Below are 20,206 nucleotides of genomic sequence, written 5' to 3' on the forward strand. Positions count from 1 at the left end.
ACTCGATCCGGAACGAGAGGTACGGCGATGCGCGCACGATGGAGCCTGTTGCTCAGCAACCGGGCGTTCGGCCTGACCTGGACCGGCCGAACCGTGTCCTGGTTCGGCAACGCGATCGCCCCGATCGCGCTCGCGTTCGCCGTCCTTGATCTTGGCGGATCGGCGGCGACGCTCGGCCTGGTCGTCGGCGCCCGCTCGATCACCCACGCGGTCCTGGTGCTGATCGGCGGCGCGCTGGCCGACCGGGCGGCCCGGAACCGGATCCTGGTCGGTTCGGCCTTCGTCGCCGCCGCCAGCCAGGGAGCGACCGCAGTCCTGGTGGCCGGCGAGTCCGCTCCGGTGCCGGCCCTGATGCTGCTCGGCGTGATCAACGGCGCCGCCGCGGCCCTGTCCGGCCCGGCCTCCGCCGTCCTGATCAAGCAACTCGTCGCCGACGACCAGCTCCGCGACGCGAACGCGGTCACCCAGCTGGGGATGCAGACCGCACTGCTCGTCGGCACCTCCGCCGGTGGCTTGCTGGTGGCGACCGTCAGTCCGGCCGCCGGGCTGGCGATCGACGCCGCCACCTTCCTGGTGGCGGGCCTCTGCTACCTCGGACTGCCGCGGATCATCGCGGCCCGAGCGGAGCGCCGGTCGCTGGTCGCTGATCTTCGGGACGGCTTCAGCTTCGTGGTCCGGAGCCCCTGGCTGCGCTCCTGCACGATGATCAACTTCGTGACGATGGCCGGCTTCGCCGGCGGCCTGCAGGTGCTGGCTCCGCTGGTCGCGGACCAGACCTTCGGCCGGGCCGGGTACGGACTGATCGGCACGGCGCAACTGATCGGCGGCCTGACCGGCACCGCCGCGGCAGTCCTGATCAAGGACCGGGTCCGGCTACCGATCGCGATCAGTTGGGAGGCGGGACTCGCCGCACCGCTGTTGGTCCTCGGAGCCGGTGCAGCCGGGCTGATCACCGGACCGCTGCTGCTGATCACGGCCGCGATCTCGATGTTCGGTGCCGGGGTCCTGATGAGCCTTGCCAGCACGTTCACTGGGCTGGCCGTGCAGCGCGGGGTGCCGGACGACCGGCTGGGCCGGGTGTCCTCGTACCTCACCGTCGCCGCGGTCGGCGGGATCCCGGCCGGCGAACTCGCGGTCGGCCCGTTGGCGGTCGGACTGGGCCTCGCCGGCGCCTATCCGGTGCTGGCGGCGGTCGTGCTGGGCTGCGTGGTGATCGCGGTGGTTCAGGCGGGCGCGGGGGCGGTCAGTCCGCCGCGCTCGAGGTAGAGCTCGACGCTCTCCTTGAGGGCCTTCAGGATGTACGGCGGGAACTCCATCCCCTGCCGGTGCGCCCAGAGCAGGCGCTGCTCGACCCGGCCGACCTCGCGGGCGTACCCGGCAAGATCATCGTCGAGGCCGAGGTCGACCACGACGCCGCCCATGTCGGCCTTGAAGCGGTCCATCGCGTTGGTGCCGACCAGGTTGTACGACTTCTCCCGCAGCACCCGGGTCAGGAACATCTGCCAAGGCTTCAACTCGTTGTCCTGCACCATTCGCTCGGCGGACATCCGGTAGAAGGCGAAGTGGCCCGGCTCCTGCTGCTTGATCGGCGTGATGATCGTTTCGGCGATCGCGTCCTCGCCCATCTCGCGCATCCCCGAGTTGATCTGGTTGTACGCCAGCACGGCCTGCCGCTCGGTGCTCGCACCGGTCAGGAAGTAGAGCAGCTTCGCCACTTCCTGGATCGGCTTCAGGTTGGCCAGCGCGCCGAGGATCTTGATCTTGAACGAGACGTCCAGATGCGGGTCGGCCGGCTTCCGGCCGAGGTCCTGCTGCAACCGGTCCAGGATCAGACCGTGCTGGATCTCCTGCGGTTGCCAGACATCCGCGTAGAACGTGCGGTTGGTGTCGTCGACGTCCGGCAGCAGCACCAGCAGCTCCAGGACGTTGCGATCGACCTCCAGCTCGACCCGGGCCAGGTAGTCGATCACGTGACCGTACTTGGAGGTCACGAGGTCGGGCCGCTTCACGGTCCGGTCGACCGAATCGAGGGAGATCGGTGGGTAGAGCTCGCCGAGTCGCTGAACGTGTTCAGCGATCTTCTGCTGGGTGACTTTCTGGCGAGGCACGGTTGGAGTCTAACTCTCAGAAATTAGGGCAACCAAAGCCCGGCCTGTGTCCTCGGACACAGGTCAGACGGCGATGATCAGGACCAGCAGGATCGCGATCAGGGCGACGACGCCGATCACCGCGCCGACCACGATCAGGGCGATCCGGTTGCTGGACCGCGCCTCGGTCAGTTCGCCCGGGCGACCCGACCCGGTGTCGACGATCGCCGGGCTGTCGTACGTCTGCAGCGGGGGCAGTCCCTCGACGACGGGGACCAGCTCACCGAGTTTCTGGGCCGCGAACAGCCGGTCCAGCCGGGACTGGTACTCCTCCTGGTTCAGCGCGCCGTCGGTGAACGCCGCGTTGAGCCGGCGGCTCAGTCGGTCCCGTTCGTCGTCGGAGACCGGTTCGGCCGGCTTGCTCCGGTACGGAGACGAGATGGGGAGTTCACTCACCCGGCCAGCCTACTCGCGAGCCGTCCCCCCAGGTCCAGGCTTAGACTCCGTCCATGCGGAAGGGGCCCGGGACGAACGGGCAGGGGGATGCGGGCAGCTCCCGGCCGCGTCCGACATTGCGCGACGTCGCCTTACGGGCGGGCGTCTCGGCCAAGACCGTCTCCAACGTGATCAACCGGACGGCGCCGGTCAGCGAGGAGACCCGGATCCGGGTGGACCGGGCGCTGGTGGAACTCGATTACGTACCGAATCTCTCCGCCCGCGGACTGCGGAACGGCCGCAGCGACCTGATCGCGGTCGCGCTGCCCGATATCGCGTCGGCGTACTCGGCCGAGATGGCGCACCACTTCATCACCCTGGCCGGCGAGGACGGGCTCGGCGTCCAGCTCGAGGAGACGTACGGCAAGGCGGACCGGGAGATCCAGTTGCTGTCCCGGGCCAAGGCACACCTCGTGGACGGGCTGATCCTCAACCCGGTCCGACTGGAGACCTCGGCGGTGCAACGCGGCATCGTGCTGCCGCCGGTGGTCCTGATCGGCGAGGTGCACCAGCCGATCGCCGACCACGTCTGGGTCGACAACGTCGGCGCCAGCCGCGACCTGGTGACGCTGTTGATCAACGAGGGCCACCGGCGGATCGCGGCCCTCGGCGCCACCGAGGCGGAGAGTGCCCGGCAGCGGCTGCAGGGGTTCCGGGAGGCGCACGCCGCGGCCGGGCTCTCGATCCCGCCCGAACTGGAGATTCCCTGCGTCAACTGGGACGGCACCGGCGGCCACCGGTCCGTCACCGCGTTCCTCGCCGAACACGAGCCGCCGGACGCGATCTACTGCATGACCGACTCGATGGCCATCGGCGCGATCAGCGCACTCACCGCGGCCGGGCTGCGGGTGCCGGACGACGTTTCGATCGCCGGGTACGACAACGTGTGGGAGGCCCGGTTCGCCCATCCGCCGCTGACCACCGTCGACTTCGACAAGCGCCGGCTGGCCCGGCTCGCGCTGGAGTTGTTGTCGGCGCGGATCGACGACACCGCGCGCCCGATCCAGAGCGTCACGGTGCCGTACTCGATCGTGCGCCGGGCCAGCATCCGTTCCCGGCACTGACCCGGCGCCCGGGCAATCAGGGCTCGGCGACGACCTCGGCCTCGGGTTCGACCGGAGTCCGTACCGGCCGGGTCAAGATCATCGAGACGACCGTGATCACCAGGCTCAGCCCGACGAAGATCGCGCCGGCCGTGAAGGCCCGGTCCATCCCGGTGATCAACTCCGGCACCGGTACGGCCGCGCCGGACCCGGAACTGATCCCGGAGATCGCGATCAGGCCGGCCAGCCCGAGAGCCACTCCCCCGGCCTGCTGAGCGGTCTGCATCAGCCCCGCCGCCGAACCCGAGTCGCGAGCCGGTACCCCGGCCAGGATCCGCGCCGAGAAGGGCATGAAGGACAGGCCGCCGCCGACACCGAGCAAGATCATCGGCAGCAGCACCCCGGTCCAGTAGTCGGTCTGGGCGTCCAGCCGGCTGAAGCTCAGGTGTCCGATGATCAACAGCACCGCGCCGGCGATCGAGACCGCGGCCGGGCCGAAGCGGTTGACCAGCCGCGGCGTCAGCCGGGACATCCCGAAGATGCCCAGGGTGAGCGGCAGGAAGGCCAGCCCGGACGCGAACGCCCCGTAGCCGTGCGCGACCTGCAGATACTGGACCAGGAAGAAGAAGGCCGCCATCTGCGGACCCACGATGAGCATGAAGCTGATCAAGGCCGTGATCCGCTGCGGGTCCTTCAGCAGCCGGAACGCGAACAGCGGATGGCTGGCCCGGCGTTCGATCAGGCCAAGCGAGGCCAGGCCGAGCACCGCCAGCGCGAACGCGGCGACGACCCGCAGCGACAGGCCCTCCTCGGGCAGCCAGACGAAGCCGGCCACCAGGGAGATCATGCCCACGCTGGCCGCCAGAGCGCCCGGCACGTCGAACGGCTCCCGGCGCCGCTCGGTGGTCGGCAGCAACCGCAGCCCGAGGACGAGCGCCGCGACGCCGATCGGGACGTTGATCAGGAACGACCAGCGCCAGGACGCCCAGGAGGTGAGCAGGCCGCCGAGCAGCAGACCGACCGAGCCGCCACCGGAGCTGACCGCGGTGAACAGGCCGAGCGCACGGTTGCGCGCCGGGCCCTCCGGCTGGGACCGGGTGAGCAGGGCCAGCGCGGCCGGGGCCGCGACCGCGGCACCGATCCCCTGGACGGCCCGGGAGCCGATCAGCCAGGCGCCGGACAGGGCGGCGCCGCCGAGGATCGAGCCGGCGATGAAGATCACCAGACCGATGACGAAGGTGCGGCGGTAGCCGAGCACGTCGCCGAGCCGGCCGCCGAGCAGCAGCAGACCGCCGAAGGCCAGCGTGTACGCATTCAGGACCCAGGACAGGTCGGCCGCCGTGAAGCCGAACGTGGTGTGGATGATCGGCAGCGCGACGTTGACGATGGTCGCGTCCAGCACGAGCATCAGCTGGACGGTGAGGATGACGGCGAGGGTGAGGCCGGGCCGCGACCGGCCGGACCCGGCCACCGAGCCCGCCTCGGATCCGCGTGCTGCCGGCGGTGCCGACGTGGAGACAGAAGACATGAGTTCCTTGCCCGTTGAGATGCTGGGAAGAGCGGTCTGCGGCGACCGATGGAAGAGGACTAGACTGAACTGGAGACGGACTCCGATTTCGGATCGGTCCGTAAGGGCTAGTTCCGGAGACTGCCTCCGGTTATATTACGGAGAGTGTCTCCGGTTTGCAAGAGGGATTGTTGACGTGACCCATCAGACCGCCGCCGACAAGCCGCGGAAGCTCCGCGCCGACGCGCAGCGCAACTACGACGCCCTGGTCGCGGTGGCCCGGGAGGCGTTCGGCGAGCGCGGTGCCGAGGCATCCCTGGACGACATCGCGAAGCGGGCCGGCGTCGGGCCGGGCACGCTCTACCGGCACTTCCCGACCCGGGATCACCTGTATCGCGCGGTGCTCGAGGACTGGCAGGAGGACGTCCGGGCCGACGGCGAGCGGCTGCTCCGGCTGGCCGAGGAGGATCCGGAGCGGGCCCTGCTCGAATGGGCCCACAACCACTACGAGCACAAGTCGTTCTTCCGCGGCCTGCATGCGCGCCTGGTCGCCGAACCCGACGAGGACGACCGGTCGGTGCTGTTCTCCTGCAAGACGGTGCTGGGCGAGGCAGCCGAGGGCATCCTCGACCGGGCCAAGGCGGCCGGGCTGGTCCGGCCCGAGATCACCTTCCGGATGGTGTCCCAGCTGCTCAGCGGCATCGGCATGGTCCACGAGCAGGTCCCCGGCGGCGTCGACATCGAGGCCCAACTGGACATCGTCCTGGCCGGCATCCGCCCCCGTACCTGAACCGACGCCGCCTGGCAATCCGCCATTGCCGACCACACGAGCACGATCCGGTTCTGACAAGCGCGAAGCCCCGCCTACCGGTCATTCCGGCCGGTTGCGGGGCTCACTTCCGCAGGCTACGGCCTGCAGCATCGCTGACAATTTACGCCGAGCGGCGAGACACGCGAAAAGTTCCGCCTGCGACGAGTTGGGCGGTCGTCGCAGGCGGAACGGTCAGGGTAACGGCGGGTTCCGGGGCCGGGCCGACGGCTCGGCCCCGGGACTCACCTCTTCATGATCAGCTCGACAGTGACTTCCGGCGCCGAGTGATCAACAGCGCGCCACCGATCACGGCCAGGGCGATACCGCCGCCCAGACCCCAACCGAGCAGGGCGCTCGAACCCGTCTCCGGCAGTTCACCGGAGGGGCTGTAGATGCCGGCGTCCAGGCACAGATCCTTCGGATCGTCCTTGGTGAGCTTCACCTCACCGGTCAGACCCGTGGACGGATCCGGGTTCGAATCCTCGCACCGGTCCCCGGCCGTCGGCTTGGTGATCACGTACCCGTCGGGCAGTTCGGTGAACTTCACCTGGTAGGTGCCGCACTCCACTCCCTCGAACAGGTACCGACCGTCACCGTCGGTCTCGGTGGTCTCGACCACCTCGCCGTCGGCGTTGATCAACTCCACCTTGGCGCCCGGCACCGGATCCTCGCCCTCGTCCTGCATACCGTCGGCGTCGTCGTCGTACCAGACGTAGTCGCCGATGGTGCAGGTCATCGGGGGCACCAGGCCGAGATCGACATTCGGATCGCCGTCCGGCAGCGGCCGGAGCGGCTCCGTGATCACGACCGACGGATCGTCCGAGGACGGCGTCGGATCGGAATCGGTCGAGTCGTCGTCACCGACATTCGGCTTGGTCACCCGGAACTCGTCCGGCACCTCGGTGAACTGGACCTGAATCGGCTCGTTGCACTCGACCTCGATCGAGTACTCGCCGTTCTCGTCGGTCTTGACCGGATCGACACCCTCGACCGGCTCACCGGTCTCCGGATCGATCACCGTCACCGTGACACCCTCGACGCCGGGCTCGCCCTCATCCTGAACGCCGTTGCCGTTGGTGTCCTCCCAGACCCGGTCACCCACGGTGCAGACCGGCTTGACGAGGCCGGCGTCGATGGTCGGGTTGACCACCTCGGCCTGGTACTCGTCGCCGTCGGTCGAGGCCGCGTTGTTCGGCTCTCCCTCACCCAGGGTGAAGGTCGGCGTCACGCCCTCGGCGTTCGGGTTCGAATCAGTCGCCTGACCGTCACCGGACTCCTGCGAGGTGAAGGTGTAGCCCTCCGGCAGATCGGAGAACTTGACCGTGTAGTCGCCACAGGCCTGCAGATCGAAGGCGTACAGACCTTGATCATCAGTGGTCGTGGTGGCCACGACCTTGCCGTCGGCGTTGATCAACTCGACCGTGACGCCCTTGACCGGCTTCTCGCCGTCGTCCTGGACACCGTTGTTGTTCGCGTCGATCCACACGTAGTCGCCCACGGCGCAGGTCGGCGCGATGATGCCCGCGTCGATGGTCGGGTTCTCGTTGTCGGCCGGATCCTCCGGATCCTCACCGACGGTCACCGGCTCGGTCTCACCGACGGTCGGATCGTCCGGCGTCGGCGTCGGGTTCGAATCCGTCGCCGGATCCTCGCCCTGGGTCGGTTCGGTGAACTCGCTGCCCTCCGGGATGTCGGAGAAGCGGACGACGTACTCACCGCACGGGATCGACGGGAACTCGTACTTGCCGTCCTCGTCGGTGGTCACCGGATCGATGCCCTCGACCGGCTCGCCGGTCTCCGGATCGATCAAGGTCACCGTGACACCCGGCACGCCGGGCTCACCCTCGTCCTGCACGCCGTCACCATCGGTGTCGTTCCACACGTAGTCACCGATCGAGCAGACCTCGACGATGCCGGCGTCGATGGTCGGGTTGACCACGTCGGCCTGGTACTCGTCGTCCTCGGTCGACGGCGCGTTGTTCGGCTCTCCCTCACCCAGGGTGAAGGTCGGCGTCACGCCCTCGGCGTTCGGGTTCGAATCAGTCGCCTGATCGTCACCGGTCTCCTGGGTGGTGAAGGTGTAGCCCTCCGGCAGGTCCGAGAACTTGACCGTGTAGTCGCCACAGACCTGCAGATCGAAGGCGTACAGACCTTGATCATCAGTCGTCGTGGTGGCCACGACCTCGCCCTCGGCGTTGATCAACTCGACGGTCACCTGGGCGACCGGCTCTTCGCCGTCGTCCTGCACACCGTTGTTGTTGCTGTCGTAGAAGACATAGTCACCGACCGCACAGGTCCCGTCCGGAACGATGATGCCCGCGTCGATCGTCGGGTCCTCGTTGTCGGCCGGATCCTCCGGGTCCTCGCCCACCACGACCGGCTCGGTCTCGGCGACCGTCGGGTCGTCGGGGTCCGGAGTCGGATCGGAGTCGGTGGTGTCGTCGTCCCCACCGTTCGGCGGCGTGTACGTGGTGCCCTCCGGAATGTCGGAGAAGCGGACGATGTACTCGCCACACGGGATCGACGGGAACTCGTACTGGCCCTCGTCGTTGGTGGTCACCGGATCGATGCCCTCGACCGGTTCACCGGTCTCCGGATCGATCAAGGTCACCGTGACGCCAGGGACACCCGGCTCGCCCTCGTCCTGCACCCCGTCGCCGTCCTCGTCGTTCCAGACGAAGTCACCGAGCGTGCAGAGCTCGTCGGCCGGTACGTAACCGACGTCGAAGCTGTGATCGGCACCGGCGGCCGGGGTGGTCGCCGCGATCGTCGCGAACTCGTCAGCCGGCTGGCCGTCCGAATCACGAAGATCAACATCGCCCTGATCGGCCTCGGTCAGGTCGTAACCCTCGGCCGTCGTACCGGCGGTGTCGAACGTCAGCGTGCACTCGGTCGACGACGGCAGGCCGCCCTCGACGTTGCTGTCGTTGAAGTAGTACTCGCCGTCGGCGTCGGTGTTGGTGGTGCCGGTGGCGCCACCCTCACACTCGGCATCGACCTTGACACCCTCGACCGGGTCCTCGCCCGGATCCTGGATGCCGTCCTGGTCGGTGTCGATCCAGACCCGGTTACCGATCTCCACCGGACCCTGCTCGGCCAGGGTGGTCAGGTCGCCCAGACCGTTGCCCTTGCCCATCGTGCCGACATCCTCGGAGGACGGCGTGCTGCCGTCAGCGAGACGTTCGTAGATCTTCAGGCCGGCGCTGAACGAGCCGTCGGAGATGCTGGACCGCTTCACCCCACCGGAGAAGACCGTGCTGGTCGGGTCGAAGACGGCCGAGCGGATGGACGTGAACCCTGGCACCAGAGCGCTACCGCCCATCCAGGTGTTCTGGTGGATCACCGAACTGGTCGGGTCACCAGACCCCTGCTGGTCGAAGACGCCGTCATAGAACTCGCCGCCACCCGGGCCGCGATTCGAGTTCGGCGCTGCGCCGGCCTGGCCGCCACAGGAGCCGTTGTCCTCGAGTGTCCAGCCGTCCGCTGCGTTTCCGCAGGCCTTCAGCAGGTCACCGCTGACGTGGGTGCCGAAGGTGTCGTCGCTGGCCTCATCCGGCGTTCCCGTGTTCCAGCCGACGAGATCGCCGGTCCGGTCTCGGAAGGTCATGCTGAGCGAGCCGGTTCGATCAACCGTGACGTCGGACAGGATCGGCTGCGGGTATTGAACCCGGCCGCCTCCGGTGGACCACACGTCATCGGTCCAAGGGTTCCAGGCCGCAGCCTGCGGGTGACCACCGTCGAAGATCGACGGCTGGTCGCTGTTGTTGGTGCAGCCGCCTTCGCCGGGTAGCTGACCACAGCCGCGCGAGAAGTCGAGCGAGAACTCCTGCACCGGAGCCTCGGAGAACTGCTCGGTCACCGTGTCATAGCTGTAGACATAGGAGCGCAGGGCGGCCGTGTCCGGGCCGGTGCAGGTGACACCGGCGTAAAGAGTGCCGCCGTCGATGCCCAGGCCGAAGGGCCTGGCCGCATCGGCGTCGCACGCCTGCTCGGCACCGGGCAGATCGGTCACGGAGCCGATCGATTCCGGCTCTCCAGCCACCGGCGCCGAGCCCAGCGGCGAGGTGATCGGGACCCGGTAGATCTGCCCGTCGCTCAGGTTCGTCACGTACAGAGCGGAGCCGTCGCCGGCGGCCACCAGGCCACCGAGACCAGTCGTGAAGACCTCTTCGTTGACCTCGGGGTCGTGGAACCAGTCGTAGCCGGCGTCGTCGTTGCTCGGCCGCGGATCACCGGCATTCGGGATGGAAGCGAAGATCTCTCCGTTGGCGTCACCGTCGATGTTGGTCAAGTAGATCGCCCCAGCACCGCCCGGGCCCAGCTTCGAATGCCGCTTGACCAGCGCGGACGTGAACACATAGCCGTTCACGTTGGTGGCATTGGGCAGGCTGGCGGTACCGAAGGTCGTGCCGATCTGCGCCTGGGTCGCCTCCACGGTCAGTGGCGGCTCCTCCGACTCCTGAGTGTTCTGCGGCGTCGAGACCAGCGCCGGCGAGTTCGGATCGGTCGGTTCGCCCGGAGCTGCGTCGCCATTGGTCTGGATTGCGCCGCGTTCCACCGGCGTGATGATCAACGCGTCGCCGCCGGCCGAGTAGTCGCCCGGTGCGTGGATGCCAAGATCAGCGGTGTCACCGGCGGAGACGAACTGCACCGAGGTCCCCGACGTCGAGCCGTCGACGCCGGACTGGGTCGAGGTGAACCCGGACGGTACGGCGAACTCCAGCCGTACGTCGGTGCTGTCGTCGCCGGTGTCGTAGCTCAGCGTGTACGTGCCGTCGGCGGCCGTGGTGGCCGTACCGACCTCGTCACCCGCGGCGTCATAGGCGGTCACCGCGACACCGGCGTAGCCGACATCAATGGCGGGATTCTCGGCTGAACCTTCAGTGTCGATCACACCGTTGAGGTTGTAGTCCCGGAACACGGTCCCGGACACCGAACCTTCTGCGGCGGACGCCGTTGCGGCGCCACTCATCCACATCCCGGCGCCGAGGGCGAGGCTCGTCAGACCGACCAGGAACTTGGCGGCCAGGGCCTTCCCCTGCCTGGACCGGGAGCCCGAACTCGACCGAGGTCGCGTCGGAGATCTGCCCAACATGTGGTCCCCTCTTCGTTGTGCGAATGGAAAACCCCGAGTGCACGGCGACAGCACGGCAAATGCCGAAGCCGCAGATTCACCCAAGCGCAAGGGGTTCCCGGGCAACCAGAGCTACGCGCCAGGAGTGCACTCGATGATCACGTCCTGCACTCCGGTGCAGCCGGTGCAGCGCAGTGCAGAGTTCCCGAATCCGGGCGCACGTCGGCGTGGCGAATTGCCAAGGGGTTTCATGATCGACTTCGGGACGCGGCGCTCCACGTCCAAGATCAGGAGGCGGAGCGGACCCAGCCGGGGCTGCTGACCGAGATCAGGCCGACGAGTTCGGCCCGGTTCGCCACACCGAGTCGGTGGTAGACGGACTTCAGCCGCGACGCGACGGTCCGCCGGGACAGATACATCCGCGCGGCGATCTGGTCGTAGGTGTGGCCGGACATCAGATGGCCGACCAGTTCCCGATCATCGTCGGTGATCTCCAGCAGTTGATCATGGAGACCGGCGGGCCGGCGTACCGGAGCGGTGCGGGAGATCCGCTCGATGTGGTCGACCCAGCCGTCCAGGCCGAGCGAACGCATCAGGTGGGTCGCTTGCCCGAGCACGGTCCGGCCCTCCTCGCCGCGGCCGGCGGAGAGCAGCCAACGGCCGAAGCTGATCAAGGTCCGCGCCCGGTCAAGATCACGGGGCCGCAGTCCGGTGGCGCCGAGCGCGACCCCGAACAGCCGCTCCGCGTCGCCCGGGTCGGCCAGCAGCGCGTCGATCCGGACCATGATCGGCAACGTCTGGTCCGTCCCGGCATCGAGCACCCGGTCCCGGTGTTCGTCGGCGGCCCGGGCGGCAAGGTCGGTCATCCCGGCCAGCTGGTAGGCCTCGACCAGGTCGGCCAGCGCCGCGGTCCCGCCGTGGTCGATCATCCGGCTCCGGGTGAGCGCCGACGCGAGGCTGTACGCGGCCTCGGTCCACCGCCCGGCGACCAGCAGGGCGTGGCCGAGGTCGGCCTCGACGGTGGCCCGGATCCGCTCCGGGGCGAACTGGGTCCGGGCCAGCAGCGCCTGCGGATCCTCGGTCAGGATGCCCAGCCCGGCTTCGGCCCTGATCCGGCTGCCGAGGGCAGCGACGGACCGCAGCGCCGGTTGCCGGCGGGCCACCTCGACCAGCAGCGGCAGAGCCCTCGAGTAGCGGCCGTCGGTCAGTTCCAGCCGGGCCAGCAGCAGGTCGAGAATGACCCGGGTCTGCGGCTGGGCCTGGGCCCGGTTCGCCCGCGCGGCATCGATCAGGCGGCGGCAGAGGGCCAGGTCGCCGACCGCCATCAGTTCCGTCGCCAGCCAGATCGGACCCAGTCCCGGCACGGTGCGGACGGCGTCGGCGAGCCGGTGCAGGGCCGACCGCAGAGACTCCGAGGCCGGCGCTTCGCGGTCCAACGCCCAGTCGGTCCGGACCGCGGCCAGGGCGGCCCGGTCCTCCGCCGTCCGCGCGGCCGCGGCCAGGGCGTCGATCGCCTCCGCGGCGCTGTCGGTGAGGTCGACCCGGACCAGGTGGTGGATCAGCAGCGGTGCCAGGCCGGACCGGACGCCGGCGTCGAGTTCGTTCCAGCGGGCGGTGTCCGGGGCCAGGTCGGCGCAGTCGACGTCCGCGACCTGGGCCGCGAACAACCCGATCAGCCGCAGCGCCAGGTCCTGGGCCGGCTCGGGCTGCCGGGCCAGTCCGCGGCGGACCGCGGCCAGCGCCCGCTCGACGTACCCGAGCGCCAGCTCCAGTTCCGCACGGCACAGCTCGACCACGGCCTCGGCCGGATCGGCGGCGACCGCCTGGACGATCCGGTGCGCCTCCTCGACCCGGCCTTCGGCGAGCAGTCCGCCGACCAGCCGGTCCGGCCGAGCCTCGGCGCTCCCGCCGGCCAGCCTGCGGTGATAGGCGGCCCAGGTCGGTTCGACGTCGGTGAAGGCGAAGCAGAGGTCGGCGTGCAGCCGGCGCCGCTGGCCGGCCGACAGCCTCGACCAGGCCAGCAGGGCGGTCACCGGGTGCGGCCGGACCCGATCTTCGTCGACCATGATCACGTCCCGGCGGAGCAGGGTGTCCACGGTCCCGGCACCGAAGGAGGTCTCGATCATGGTCCGCGGCAGTTGATCATGGAAGGCGAAGACGGCCAGCGCGGCCAGCTCCCGATCACCGAGCCCGGCCGACCGGTCGCCGAGGATCCGGGCGCAGCCGGCGCCGGTCGGCAATGGGAGCGGCATCGGTTCCAGCCCGGACAACGCCTCCGGCGGCACCTGGTCGGCCAGGTCGAGGACCAGGCCGGGGTTGCCCCGGGCGATCCGGTTCAGCGTCTGGACGGCCTGCCAGCAGACGTCGCCGTCGGCGTGGTCGAGCAGCAGTTCCCGGGCCTCGTCGTCGCTGAGCGCCTTGATCGACAGCGAGTCCAGCGCATCCACCGGTTCGCCCGGCCGGCCGTCGCTGGTGATCAGATAGCGCCAGTGGTCCCGCCGCAACCCTTCGCCGAGCAGCCGGGCCGACGCCTCGTCCAGCGCCTCCAGGTCGTCGATGGCGACCACGATCCCGGCCGAGCCGTGGCGGCGGGACAGTTCCTCGAGCCGGCGCAGCGCGGCCGGCACCTCGTCGGCGGTGCCGGCGGCGACCTCCTCCAGAAGTTGATCAAGTCGGTGCAGCAGCTCGCCGGAACCGTACAGCTGGCGGCCGGCCAGGGAACTGAACGGCGCTCCGTCCCGGCCCGCTCCGCGGATCATCACGGCGTCGCGTTCCGAGTCGGCCAGGGCCGAACGCAGCAGGCGGGACTTGCCCATCCCGCGGTCGCCGGTGATCAGCAGACCGCGCCTGCGGGACCCGAGGAAGTCTTCGATCGTGGCCAACTCGGGGCCCCGTACCACCAGAGCTCCCGTGATCAGTCGAGGCGCCATAGAACAGGGACATCCCTTCTCCCCCGAGCCACCAGCCACACGGACCGTCCGCACCACGGCCGGGAGAGGGAAGTCTCCGGCGCCCCAGTCACCGGCGTGCCCAACCGAGTGCCAGCCAAGCGCAGCCGGGCTGCGCGGTGCCAGATCAGGACCCGGAAAACGGCACTCCTGGCACTCTCGGCCGGCTCGTCACCCGGTCAGCCAGTCCGGCGGGTCGGAGCGGACCAGGGCCACGAGTTCGGACCGGCCGGCGACGCCGAGGTCCTGGTACAGCTCGTTCACCCGCCGGGCCGCGGTCCGCCGGGACACGAACAGCCGCTCGGCGAGTTCGCCGTAGGTGCCGCCGTCGGCGATCAGCGTGACCAGGGTGCGCTGGGTCCGGGACAGGGTCTGCGACCAGTGGCTCGGGACGGCCTGGCCGCGCAGCCGGTCCAGGTGAGCGAGCCAACCGGCGAAGGAGCCGGCCCGCAACAGCTCCGCGGCCTGGTCGTGCAGGGTCTCGGCCTCCCACGACCGGTCGGTCCGGGCCAGCCGGCTGCCGTACGCGATCATCGTCCGGGCCAGTTCGAGCTCCGGTACGTCCTCGCCGCAGGCATCGAGCGCGTCCCGGAACCGGGCGTCCGCGACCGCATCCTCGGCGACCAGGGCGTCGGCCCGGGCGAGCACCGCCCGGCCGGTGTCCGTTCCGGCGTCGTACAGCCGGGACCGGAACTGGACCAGCGACCGTCGCGCCGCGGACAGGTCGCCGGCGCCGACCTGGGCCTCGACCAGATCGGCCAGCACCGACGCCGGGCCCTGCCGGAGCAGCCGGCCGTGCCGCAGCGCCGCAGCCAGCCGGGCCGCGGCCGCCGCCGGCCGGCCCCGGATCAGCGTCGCCCGCCCGATGTCGGCGTCATAGCCGGACGACTCGGCGGCGGTGGTCCGGAGCAGCCGCGGATGCACCGGCAGTCCCGGCGAAGCCTCCAGGCCGAGGGCGGCGCCGATCACCTGGTCCAGCGCGGACACGGTGACCCACGGCCGGTCCGAGCTGATCTCGGTGCGCAGCTCGGTCAGCCGCTCGGCCGCCCGCAGGTGGGCGCCCTCGGCCAGCTCGACGCTGACCAGGGCGACCGCATGGGCGTTCCGGCTGATCGGGGACTGCCGGGCCGGATCGGCAAGGGCCAGATCGGCCAGCGTCCGCGCGGTCCGCGGATCGCCGAGCGCGAGCAGATCGGTCACCCCGGTGGCCGAGAACGACCACGGACCGGGCGCTCCCCGGTCGACCCAGCGCACCAGCAGCGCGTGCAGCCGCTCAGCCGCCCCCTCCTCGTCGGCGAGCACCGCCAGCCGGGTCCGGGTGAGCTCCAACAGCAGGCGGTACGGCTCCGGCAGCCCGGCCTGGTCCATCCCGTGCAGGATCGACCGGGCCTCGTCGGTCGCGCCGCGGTCTGCCAGCGAGTGCGCCGCCCGGATCGTCCGCAGCCGGATCCCCGGATCGTCGGGCTCACCGCCGTGGGACGGCCGCAGGTCGGCCAGCAGTCCGTCCCAGGTCCGGTCCCGGACCACCACGGCCTCGACCCCGACCGCGGCGAGCGAGCTCCGTACCGCGTGATCGGCGATGCCGTGCCGCCGCTCGATCAGCGGCGCGGCGAGGTCGGGGTAGCCGAGCTGCAGGGCCAGTTCGGCGAGCAGGACCACCAGCTCGCCGGTGTCGCCGCCGTGGCCGGACGCCCACCAGGTCGACGCCAGTCGGTAGCCGGCCTCGTACTGTCCGCGCCCGACCATGGCCTCGACCTCGTCCAGCACGGCCTTCGGGTCGGCGGCCGCCGGATCGGTCAGCTGACAGCCGTAGTAGAGCGCCTCGCCCGGGTCGAGCTCGAGCCAGCCGGCGTGGGCGACCCGGCAGAGTTCGGCGCGCTCCCCGTACCGGAGCAGTTGCCAGGCCAGAACGGCCGCGGCGGGCAGGGCAGGCGACCAGCCGGCGTCGGTCAGCGTGACCAGGCCGGCGTCGGCCAGTTCGGGCGGCTCCGGCCAGTCCGGCCGGTCGAACCGGAATTCCAGCGGCACGGCGTCGTGATGGGCGAACAGCGCCAGCGACCGGCGGTGCCGCGGGCCGAGCCCGTACAGCCCGGGGCCGAGCACCTCGGCCAGGTACGGATCCCGGCCGGCCGGGACGACCGGCGGCGGTGCGGCACCCTGCAGCGCGGCCCGGTCCAGCTCGGCGGCGAACCCGAACAGCAGGCCGGGCAGGCCACCGCTCAGCCGGTACAGCCAGTCGACCTGGCGCCGCGGCAGGTCGACCCCGGTGCGCCGGCGCAACGCCGTCCGCGCCTCGGCCGGGGTCCACGGCTCCAGCCGGACGGTCCGGGCCGGCCGCACCTCGTCCGCCGGCACCTCGTCGTCGGGCACGCCGGCGGCAGGTGCGGGCAGCAACGGATCGGCCTCGGCGGCGAGCACCCGCCACCCGGCGGCGCTGGCCCGGTCCAGGGTCCGCCGGACCAGCGACCGGGAGGCCGGGTCCAGGATCTGCAGATCGTCCATGATCAACAACGGGGTACGCCCGGTCCGTCGCTCGAACTCGTTCGGCGGCACTCCGGAGCGTCCCGGCCGGAGCGGCACGGCGGGCGCCAGAGCGGCCCGCAGCGGGTCCAGGACCGGGTCCGGGCCGAGCGCGCCGACCATCGCCCGGGCGGACTGATAGGGCTCGCGGCCGGGCCGGGCCGGCACCAGGACGGCATCGACCTCGTCGGCCAGCCGGCGGTGCACCGTTTCCAGGAAGGTGGTCCGGCCGACTCCCCGGGGGCCGGTGATCATGACGATCCCGGGCAGCGGTGACCGGAGGTGGGCCTCGACCTCCGCCGTCACCTCGTCGCGCTGGGACACCCTGGCACTCCGCTCGAACCGGAATTTCCGACTGGTCCCCCGTAGCGGGTGGCGCCGTCCCCACAGCGGCGGCCACCGAGCGGGCCACAGACTATCGCCGCCGGCCGGAGTGGCGACACCCCCTGCGGCTCAGTCGGTCAGCTGCGAGATCAGGTCGATCTTGGTCCCCGGCTCGCGGGACAGGTTGATCACCACCGGATCCGGATCGGCGGCGACCTTGGCGACCAGCCGGTGCAGCCGGCCCAGATCGTCGACCAGGTACGTCAGCCGGTCGCTGGGCCGGTGATCGCTGCCGGGCCCGGTGAAGCGGTCCACCCGGACGCCGTCGAGGTTGTCCTCACCGATCCACTGCGCGCCGTTCTGGCGCAGCAGCAGCGGGTTCTCCGGCCGGTCGTCGGCCAGGTTGAGCAACAACGCCAGGGCGACATCCAGCCCGGACCGCTCCGGGTCCATCGCCTCGACCTGCCACGGTCCGGACGGCGGCCGGGCCGGCAGCACGTCCCCGTTCACCTGCAGGGCCGCCTTCTGCCGCAACGTCCACTGCAGCAGGAAGTTCCGCGGCGGCCGGCCGTCGGTGAGGAAGTTGGCGTAGCCGAGATGATCACGGAAGTCGGCCCGGCCGGACAGGAAGAACCGCTGCCCGCGCACCGTCAGTTGCATCGTGAACGGGACGTAGTGCCGGTCGTAGTTGTTGAACCGGGCGACCGCGAACCGCTCGGCCTCGGCCATGGTCAGCATGCGCGGTTCGGCGGGCTTCGCGGCACAGCCGGCCGCGGCCAGCAGGACAGCACCGATCGAACCGGCCAGCACGGTCCGGCGCGGCAGTCGTACGCCGCGGTGGTCTCCCCCGAGACCAGCAGTGATCACCGAGGATTCGTCGTGGGGGTCAACACCGGCATCATGATGGTGCCAGACCCGCGTCGGCGCAAGCCCTGGTCAGGAGGCCGCGGCGGACTCCGGCGTCCACACTTCGGGCAGTCCGAAGGTCGCGAAGAGGTTGGTGTCGAAGTAGCAGACGACGTGACTGACGCCCGCCTCGGTGATCGACAGCTGGTGCAGCTGGAACGGGCGGTGGACGCCCTCGTCGTCGCGCATGTAGAGCCCGAACGCCGGCTGACCGTTGGCCCAGGTGGCCAGCATCCGCTGCGACTCCGGGCCGTCCGCCGGGCAGTGGTTCTTCATCAGGGCCCCGATGTCGGTGCGGCCCTGGTACCAACCGGCGAACGGCGGCATCTCCCAGACCGCGTCCTGGCTGAGCAGCGAAACGATCTTGGTCACGTCGTAGTTCTCGAACGCGGTGACGTAGTCCTTCAGCAGCGTCCGGCGCCGCTCGTCGTCGGGCAGCTCGGGCTCGGCCTCCGGATCGAGCTTGGCCATGTTGGCCCGGGCCCGCTGCAGCGTCGAGTTGACGCCGGCGGTGGTCAGCTCGAGCAGCTCGGCGACCTCGCTGGCCTGCCAGGCCAGCACGTCGCGCAAGATCAACACGGCCCGCTGCTGCGGGTTGAGGTGCTGCAGGGCGGCGACGAAGGCGAGCCGGACCGAGTCGCGGGAGACGACGTCGTCCGAGGGGTCGGCGGCGGCGCCGCGGCTCCAGACCAGGTCGTCCGGCACCGGCTCCAGCCACGGCACCTCGGTCCGCTGGTCCAGGGCCGCGTTCGGGTCCGCGCTGGGCTGGCCGAGCCCGGTCGGCAGCGGCCGGCGCTTCTTGCTCTCCAGCGCGGTCAGGCAGACATTGGTGGCGATCTGGTACATCCAGGTGCGCACCGAGGAACGGCCCTCGAAGCCCCGGAACGCCCGCCAGGCGCGGATGTAGGCCTCCTGCACCAGGTCCTCGGCGTCGTGCACCGAGCCCATCATCCGGTAGCAGTGCGCCATGATCTCCCGACGCAGCGGCTCGACCTGTTCCCGGAAGGTCTCGTCGAACGTTTCGGAGGCAATCGTGGTCATAGTCGAGAACGTACCTGCTGGCACCGACGATTTCCGGGCCGAGCCGAAGTCAGCTTAGACATGACATCCGTTGCGGAGGGCCCGCCGACCGACCGGTTGATCTTCATCAACCTTCCCGTGGCCGACCTGGCGCGTTCCCGCGCGTTCTACGCCGGCCTCGGCTTCGGCGTCGATCCACGGTTCAGCGACGACCGCAGCGCCTGCGTGGTGGTCTCACCGAGGATCTGCGTGATGCTGCTGGTCCGGGACCGGTTCGCCGAGTTCGTGGTCGGCGAGGTGGCCGACCCCGGGCGGACCACCCAGGTGCTGAACTGCCTGTCCGCGACCTGCCGCGACGAGGTGGACCGGATCGCGGTCCGGGCGGTCACCGGCGGCGGCCGTCCGTGGCGGGACAAGGTCGACCAGGACGGGGTGTACGGCCGCAGCTTCGCCGATCCGGACGGTCACGTCTGGGAGTTGCTGCACCTGTCCTGCGACTGATCCGCGACGAAGGTACGGATCGCGGCGGCCGCCCAGACCACCAGCGCCGGCCCGGCGAACCCGAGCAGCGCCTCCGTCGCCAGCTGGCTATCCTCGCCCGGACTCGAGGAAAAGGCTCCACTCCAGTGGCCGGTCCGGCGCCACCGTGGCCACTTGGCCGCGCTCGACCGCCGCGGCCAGCGAGTCGTAGTAGCCGGTGCACGGCTCCGGGGCGATCACGTCGGCCCGGGCGACGGCGTGCCGGTCGTACCAGAGCCCGAGGTACGGCAGCCGGGCCGGATCCCAGGACAGCCGCAGCCCGCGCCCGTCCGGCCGCTGCAACGCGACCGTGCCGACCGCGTCCGCCGGCGACAGATAGACCTTGCGGCCGGTGCCGGGCGGCACGGAGTCGATCATGGCCGCCGCCGCGGTCCAGCGCCGCTCCGTCCCCTGTTCCGGGTAGACGTCGATCACCCGCTCGATCCCGGCCGGCAATTCGATCATGGTCCCGGGCGGTGCCAGGAACTGCGGGTGGGCGGCCCAGAGGAACGGCAGTTCGCGATCCGCGGTCACCCGGTAGCGCAGCTCCAGCCCGGTCGCCGTCGACAGCACCGCCCGCCGGAATCCGTACGGCAGCGAGGATCCGGCCGCTTCCATGATCGTTCCGTCGCCCACCGACCAGGTCGCCGTCCAGAGGTCACCATGATCAGGAACCTCGGTGCCGTCGGCCAGCCGGCCGGCGTCGATGGTCGGCGCGCACTCGTCCCAGCCGCACATCTCGGCCGCCTCGAAGGCGTCCCCCGGCCGGGCCGGCGGCGGCAGCGGGTCGGGCGGGCCGAGCAGCCACTCCACGCCGTCGCCGTCGCGCAGGCTGACGATCTTGCCGCCCCGCCCGGGCACGATGATCATGGACAATCCGGGGCCGTTGATCATGGTCGCCGGCTCGTCGTACCACAGCGTCACGGGATCACTCCAGAGAGTCAGCTCGGGC

13 protein-coding genes are annotated in these 20,206 nt (G+C 70.6%); 4 read left to right on the forward strand and 9 right to left on the reverse strand.

Translation table 11 applies throughout. From position 1 onward, the window contains the following. Positions 1–27 precede the first annotated feature (27 nt). Positions 28–1,266 carry an MFS transporter gene (locus ACFQU4_RS20255; protein ID WP_377495249.1) on the forward strand — a complete coding sequence of 413 codons (1,239 nt, stop codon included), beginning with the start codon at positions 28–30 and terminating at the stop codon, positions 1,264–1,266. On the opposite strand, the gene ACFQU4_RS20260 is transcribed toward ACFQU4_RS20255, so the two are convergent. Both ACFQU4_RS20260 and ACFQU4_RS20265 read right to left on the reverse strand, forming a co-directional pair. Further along, positions 1,224–2,108 (reverse strand): GTP-binding protein LepA, encoded by an 885-nt coding sequence (locus ACFQU4_RS20260; RefSeq protein ID WP_377495251.1) that lies wholly within the window; start codon positions 2,106–2,108, stop codon positions 1,224–1,226. The genes ACFQU4_RS20255 and ACFQU4_RS20260 overlap by 43 nt on opposite strands. Before the next feature lie 63 nt (positions 2,109–2,171). Continuing rightward, positions 2,172–2,543 (reverse strand): DUF1707 domain-containing protein, encoded by a 372-nt coding sequence (locus ACFQU4_RS20265; RefSeq protein ID WP_377495253.1) that lies wholly within the window; start codon positions 2,541–2,543, stop codon positions 2,172–2,174. A gap of 53 nt (positions 2,544–2,596) precedes the next feature. Between ACFQU4_RS20265 and ACFQU4_RS20270 the strand changes: the two genes are divergently transcribed. Beyond that, positions 2,597–3,646 (forward strand): LacI family DNA-binding transcriptional regulator, encoded by a 1,050-nt coding sequence (locus ACFQU4_RS20270; protein ID WP_377495255.1) that lies wholly within the window; start codon positions 2,597–2,599, stop codon positions 3,644–3,646. Between the two features lie 16 nt (positions 3,647–3,662). Here ACFQU4_RS20270 and ACFQU4_RS20275 read toward each other — a convergent pair whose 3' ends face one another. Beyond that, entirely contained in the window at positions 3,663–5,153 is a 1,491-nt protein-coding gene (locus ACFQU4_RS20275) for an MFS transporter (RefSeq protein ID WP_377495257.1), read from the reverse strand. A 175-nt stretch (positions 5,154–5,328) separates the two neighbouring features. On the opposite strand from ACFQU4_RS20275, the gene ACFQU4_RS20280 reads away from it, so the two are divergent. After that, entirely contained in the window at positions 5,329–5,922 is a 594-nt protein-coding gene (locus ACFQU4_RS20280; RefSeq protein ID WP_377495259.1) for a TetR/AcrR family transcriptional regulator, read from the forward strand. A gap of 277 nt (positions 5,923–6,199) precedes the next feature. Here the strand turns inward: ACFQU4_RS20280 and ACFQU4_RS20285 are convergent, their stop codons facing one another. The 5 genes from ACFQU4_RS20285 to ACFQU4_RS20305 form a co-directional block, all read right to left on the reverse strand. Continuing rightward, on the reverse strand, positions 6,200–10,876 hold the full coding sequence (locus tag ACFQU4_RS20285; RefSeq protein WP_377495261.1) for an SdrD B-like domain-containing protein: 4,677 nt from the start codon (positions 10,874–10,876) through the stop codon (positions 6,200–6,202). A 428-nt stretch (positions 10,877–11,304) separates the two neighbouring features. Further along, positions 11,305–13,947, reverse strand: coding sequence for an AAA family ATPase (locus ACFQU4_RS20290; protein WP_377495263.1), 2,643 nt, complete (start codon positions 13,945–13,947; stop codon positions 11,305–11,307). A 189-nt stretch (positions 13,948–14,136) separates the two neighbouring features. Then, positions 14,137–16,809, reverse strand: a complete 2,673-nt coding sequence (locus tag ACFQU4_RS20295; RefSeq protein WP_377495265.1) for an AAA family ATPase — start codon at positions 16,807–16,809, stop codon at positions 14,137–14,139. A 129-nt stretch (positions 16,810–16,938) separates the two neighbouring features. After that, positions 16,939–17,676 (reverse strand): hypothetical protein, encoded by a 738-nt coding sequence (locus tag ACFQU4_RS20300; RefSeq protein ID WP_377495267.1) that lies wholly within the window; start codon positions 17,674–17,676, stop codon positions 16,939–16,941. A gap of 69 nt (positions 17,677–17,745) precedes the next feature. After that, positions 17,746–18,756, reverse strand: a complete 1,011-nt coding sequence (locus ACFQU4_RS20305; protein WP_377495269.1) for a sigma-70 family RNA polymerase sigma factor — start codon at positions 18,754–18,756, stop codon at positions 17,746–17,748. Positions 18,757–18,816: 60 nt separating this feature from the next. On the opposite strand from ACFQU4_RS20305, the gene ACFQU4_RS20310 reads away from it, so the two are divergent. Then, positions 18,817–19,236, forward strand: coding sequence for a VOC family protein (locus ACFQU4_RS20310; protein ID WP_377495271.1), 420 nt, complete (start codon positions 18,817–18,819; stop codon positions 19,234–19,236). 87 nt (positions 19,237–19,323) lie between these two features. On the opposite strand, the gene ACFQU4_RS20315 is transcribed toward ACFQU4_RS20310, so the two are convergent. After that, entirely contained in the window at positions 19,324–20,178 is an 855-nt protein-coding gene (locus ACFQU4_RS20315) for a hypothetical protein (protein ID WP_377495273.1), read from the reverse strand. Between the last annotated feature and the right edge of the window lie 28 nt (positions 20,179–20,206).

Origin of the sequence: Microlunatus sp. GCM10028923, from assembly GCF_042666975.1 — a bacterium.
Classification (GTDB): domain Bacteria; phylum Actinomycetota; class Actinomycetes; order Propionibacteriales; family Propionibacteriaceae; genus Microlunatus.

Excerpts from the sequence above, each read along its gene's own strand:
- ACFQU4_RS20310 (WP_377495271.1), top strand. The coding sequence starts at position 18,817 with ATGACATCCGTTGCGGAGGGCCCGCCGACCGACCGGTTGATCTTCATC.
- ACFQU4_RS20255 (WP_377495249.1), top strand. The coding sequence starts at position 28 with ATGCGCGCACGATGGAGCCTGTTGCTCAGCAACCGGGCGTTCGGCCTG.
- ACFQU4_RS20270 (WP_377495255.1), top strand. The coding sequence starts at position 2,597 with ATGCGGAAGGGGCCCGGGACGAACGGGCAGGGGGATGCGGGCAGCTCC.
- ACFQU4_RS20305 (WP_377495269.1), bottom strand. The coding sequence starts at position 18,756 with ATGACCACGATTGCCTCCGAAACGTTCGACGAGACCTTCCGGGAACAG.
- ACFQU4_RS20275 (WP_377495257.1), bottom strand. The coding sequence starts at position 5,153 with ATGTCTTCTGTCTCCACGTCGGCACCGCCGGCAGCACGCGGATCCGAG.
- ACFQU4_RS20290 (WP_377495263.1), bottom strand. The coding sequence starts at position 13,947 with ATGGCGCCTCGACTGATCACGGGAGCTCTGGTGGTACGGGGCCCCGAG.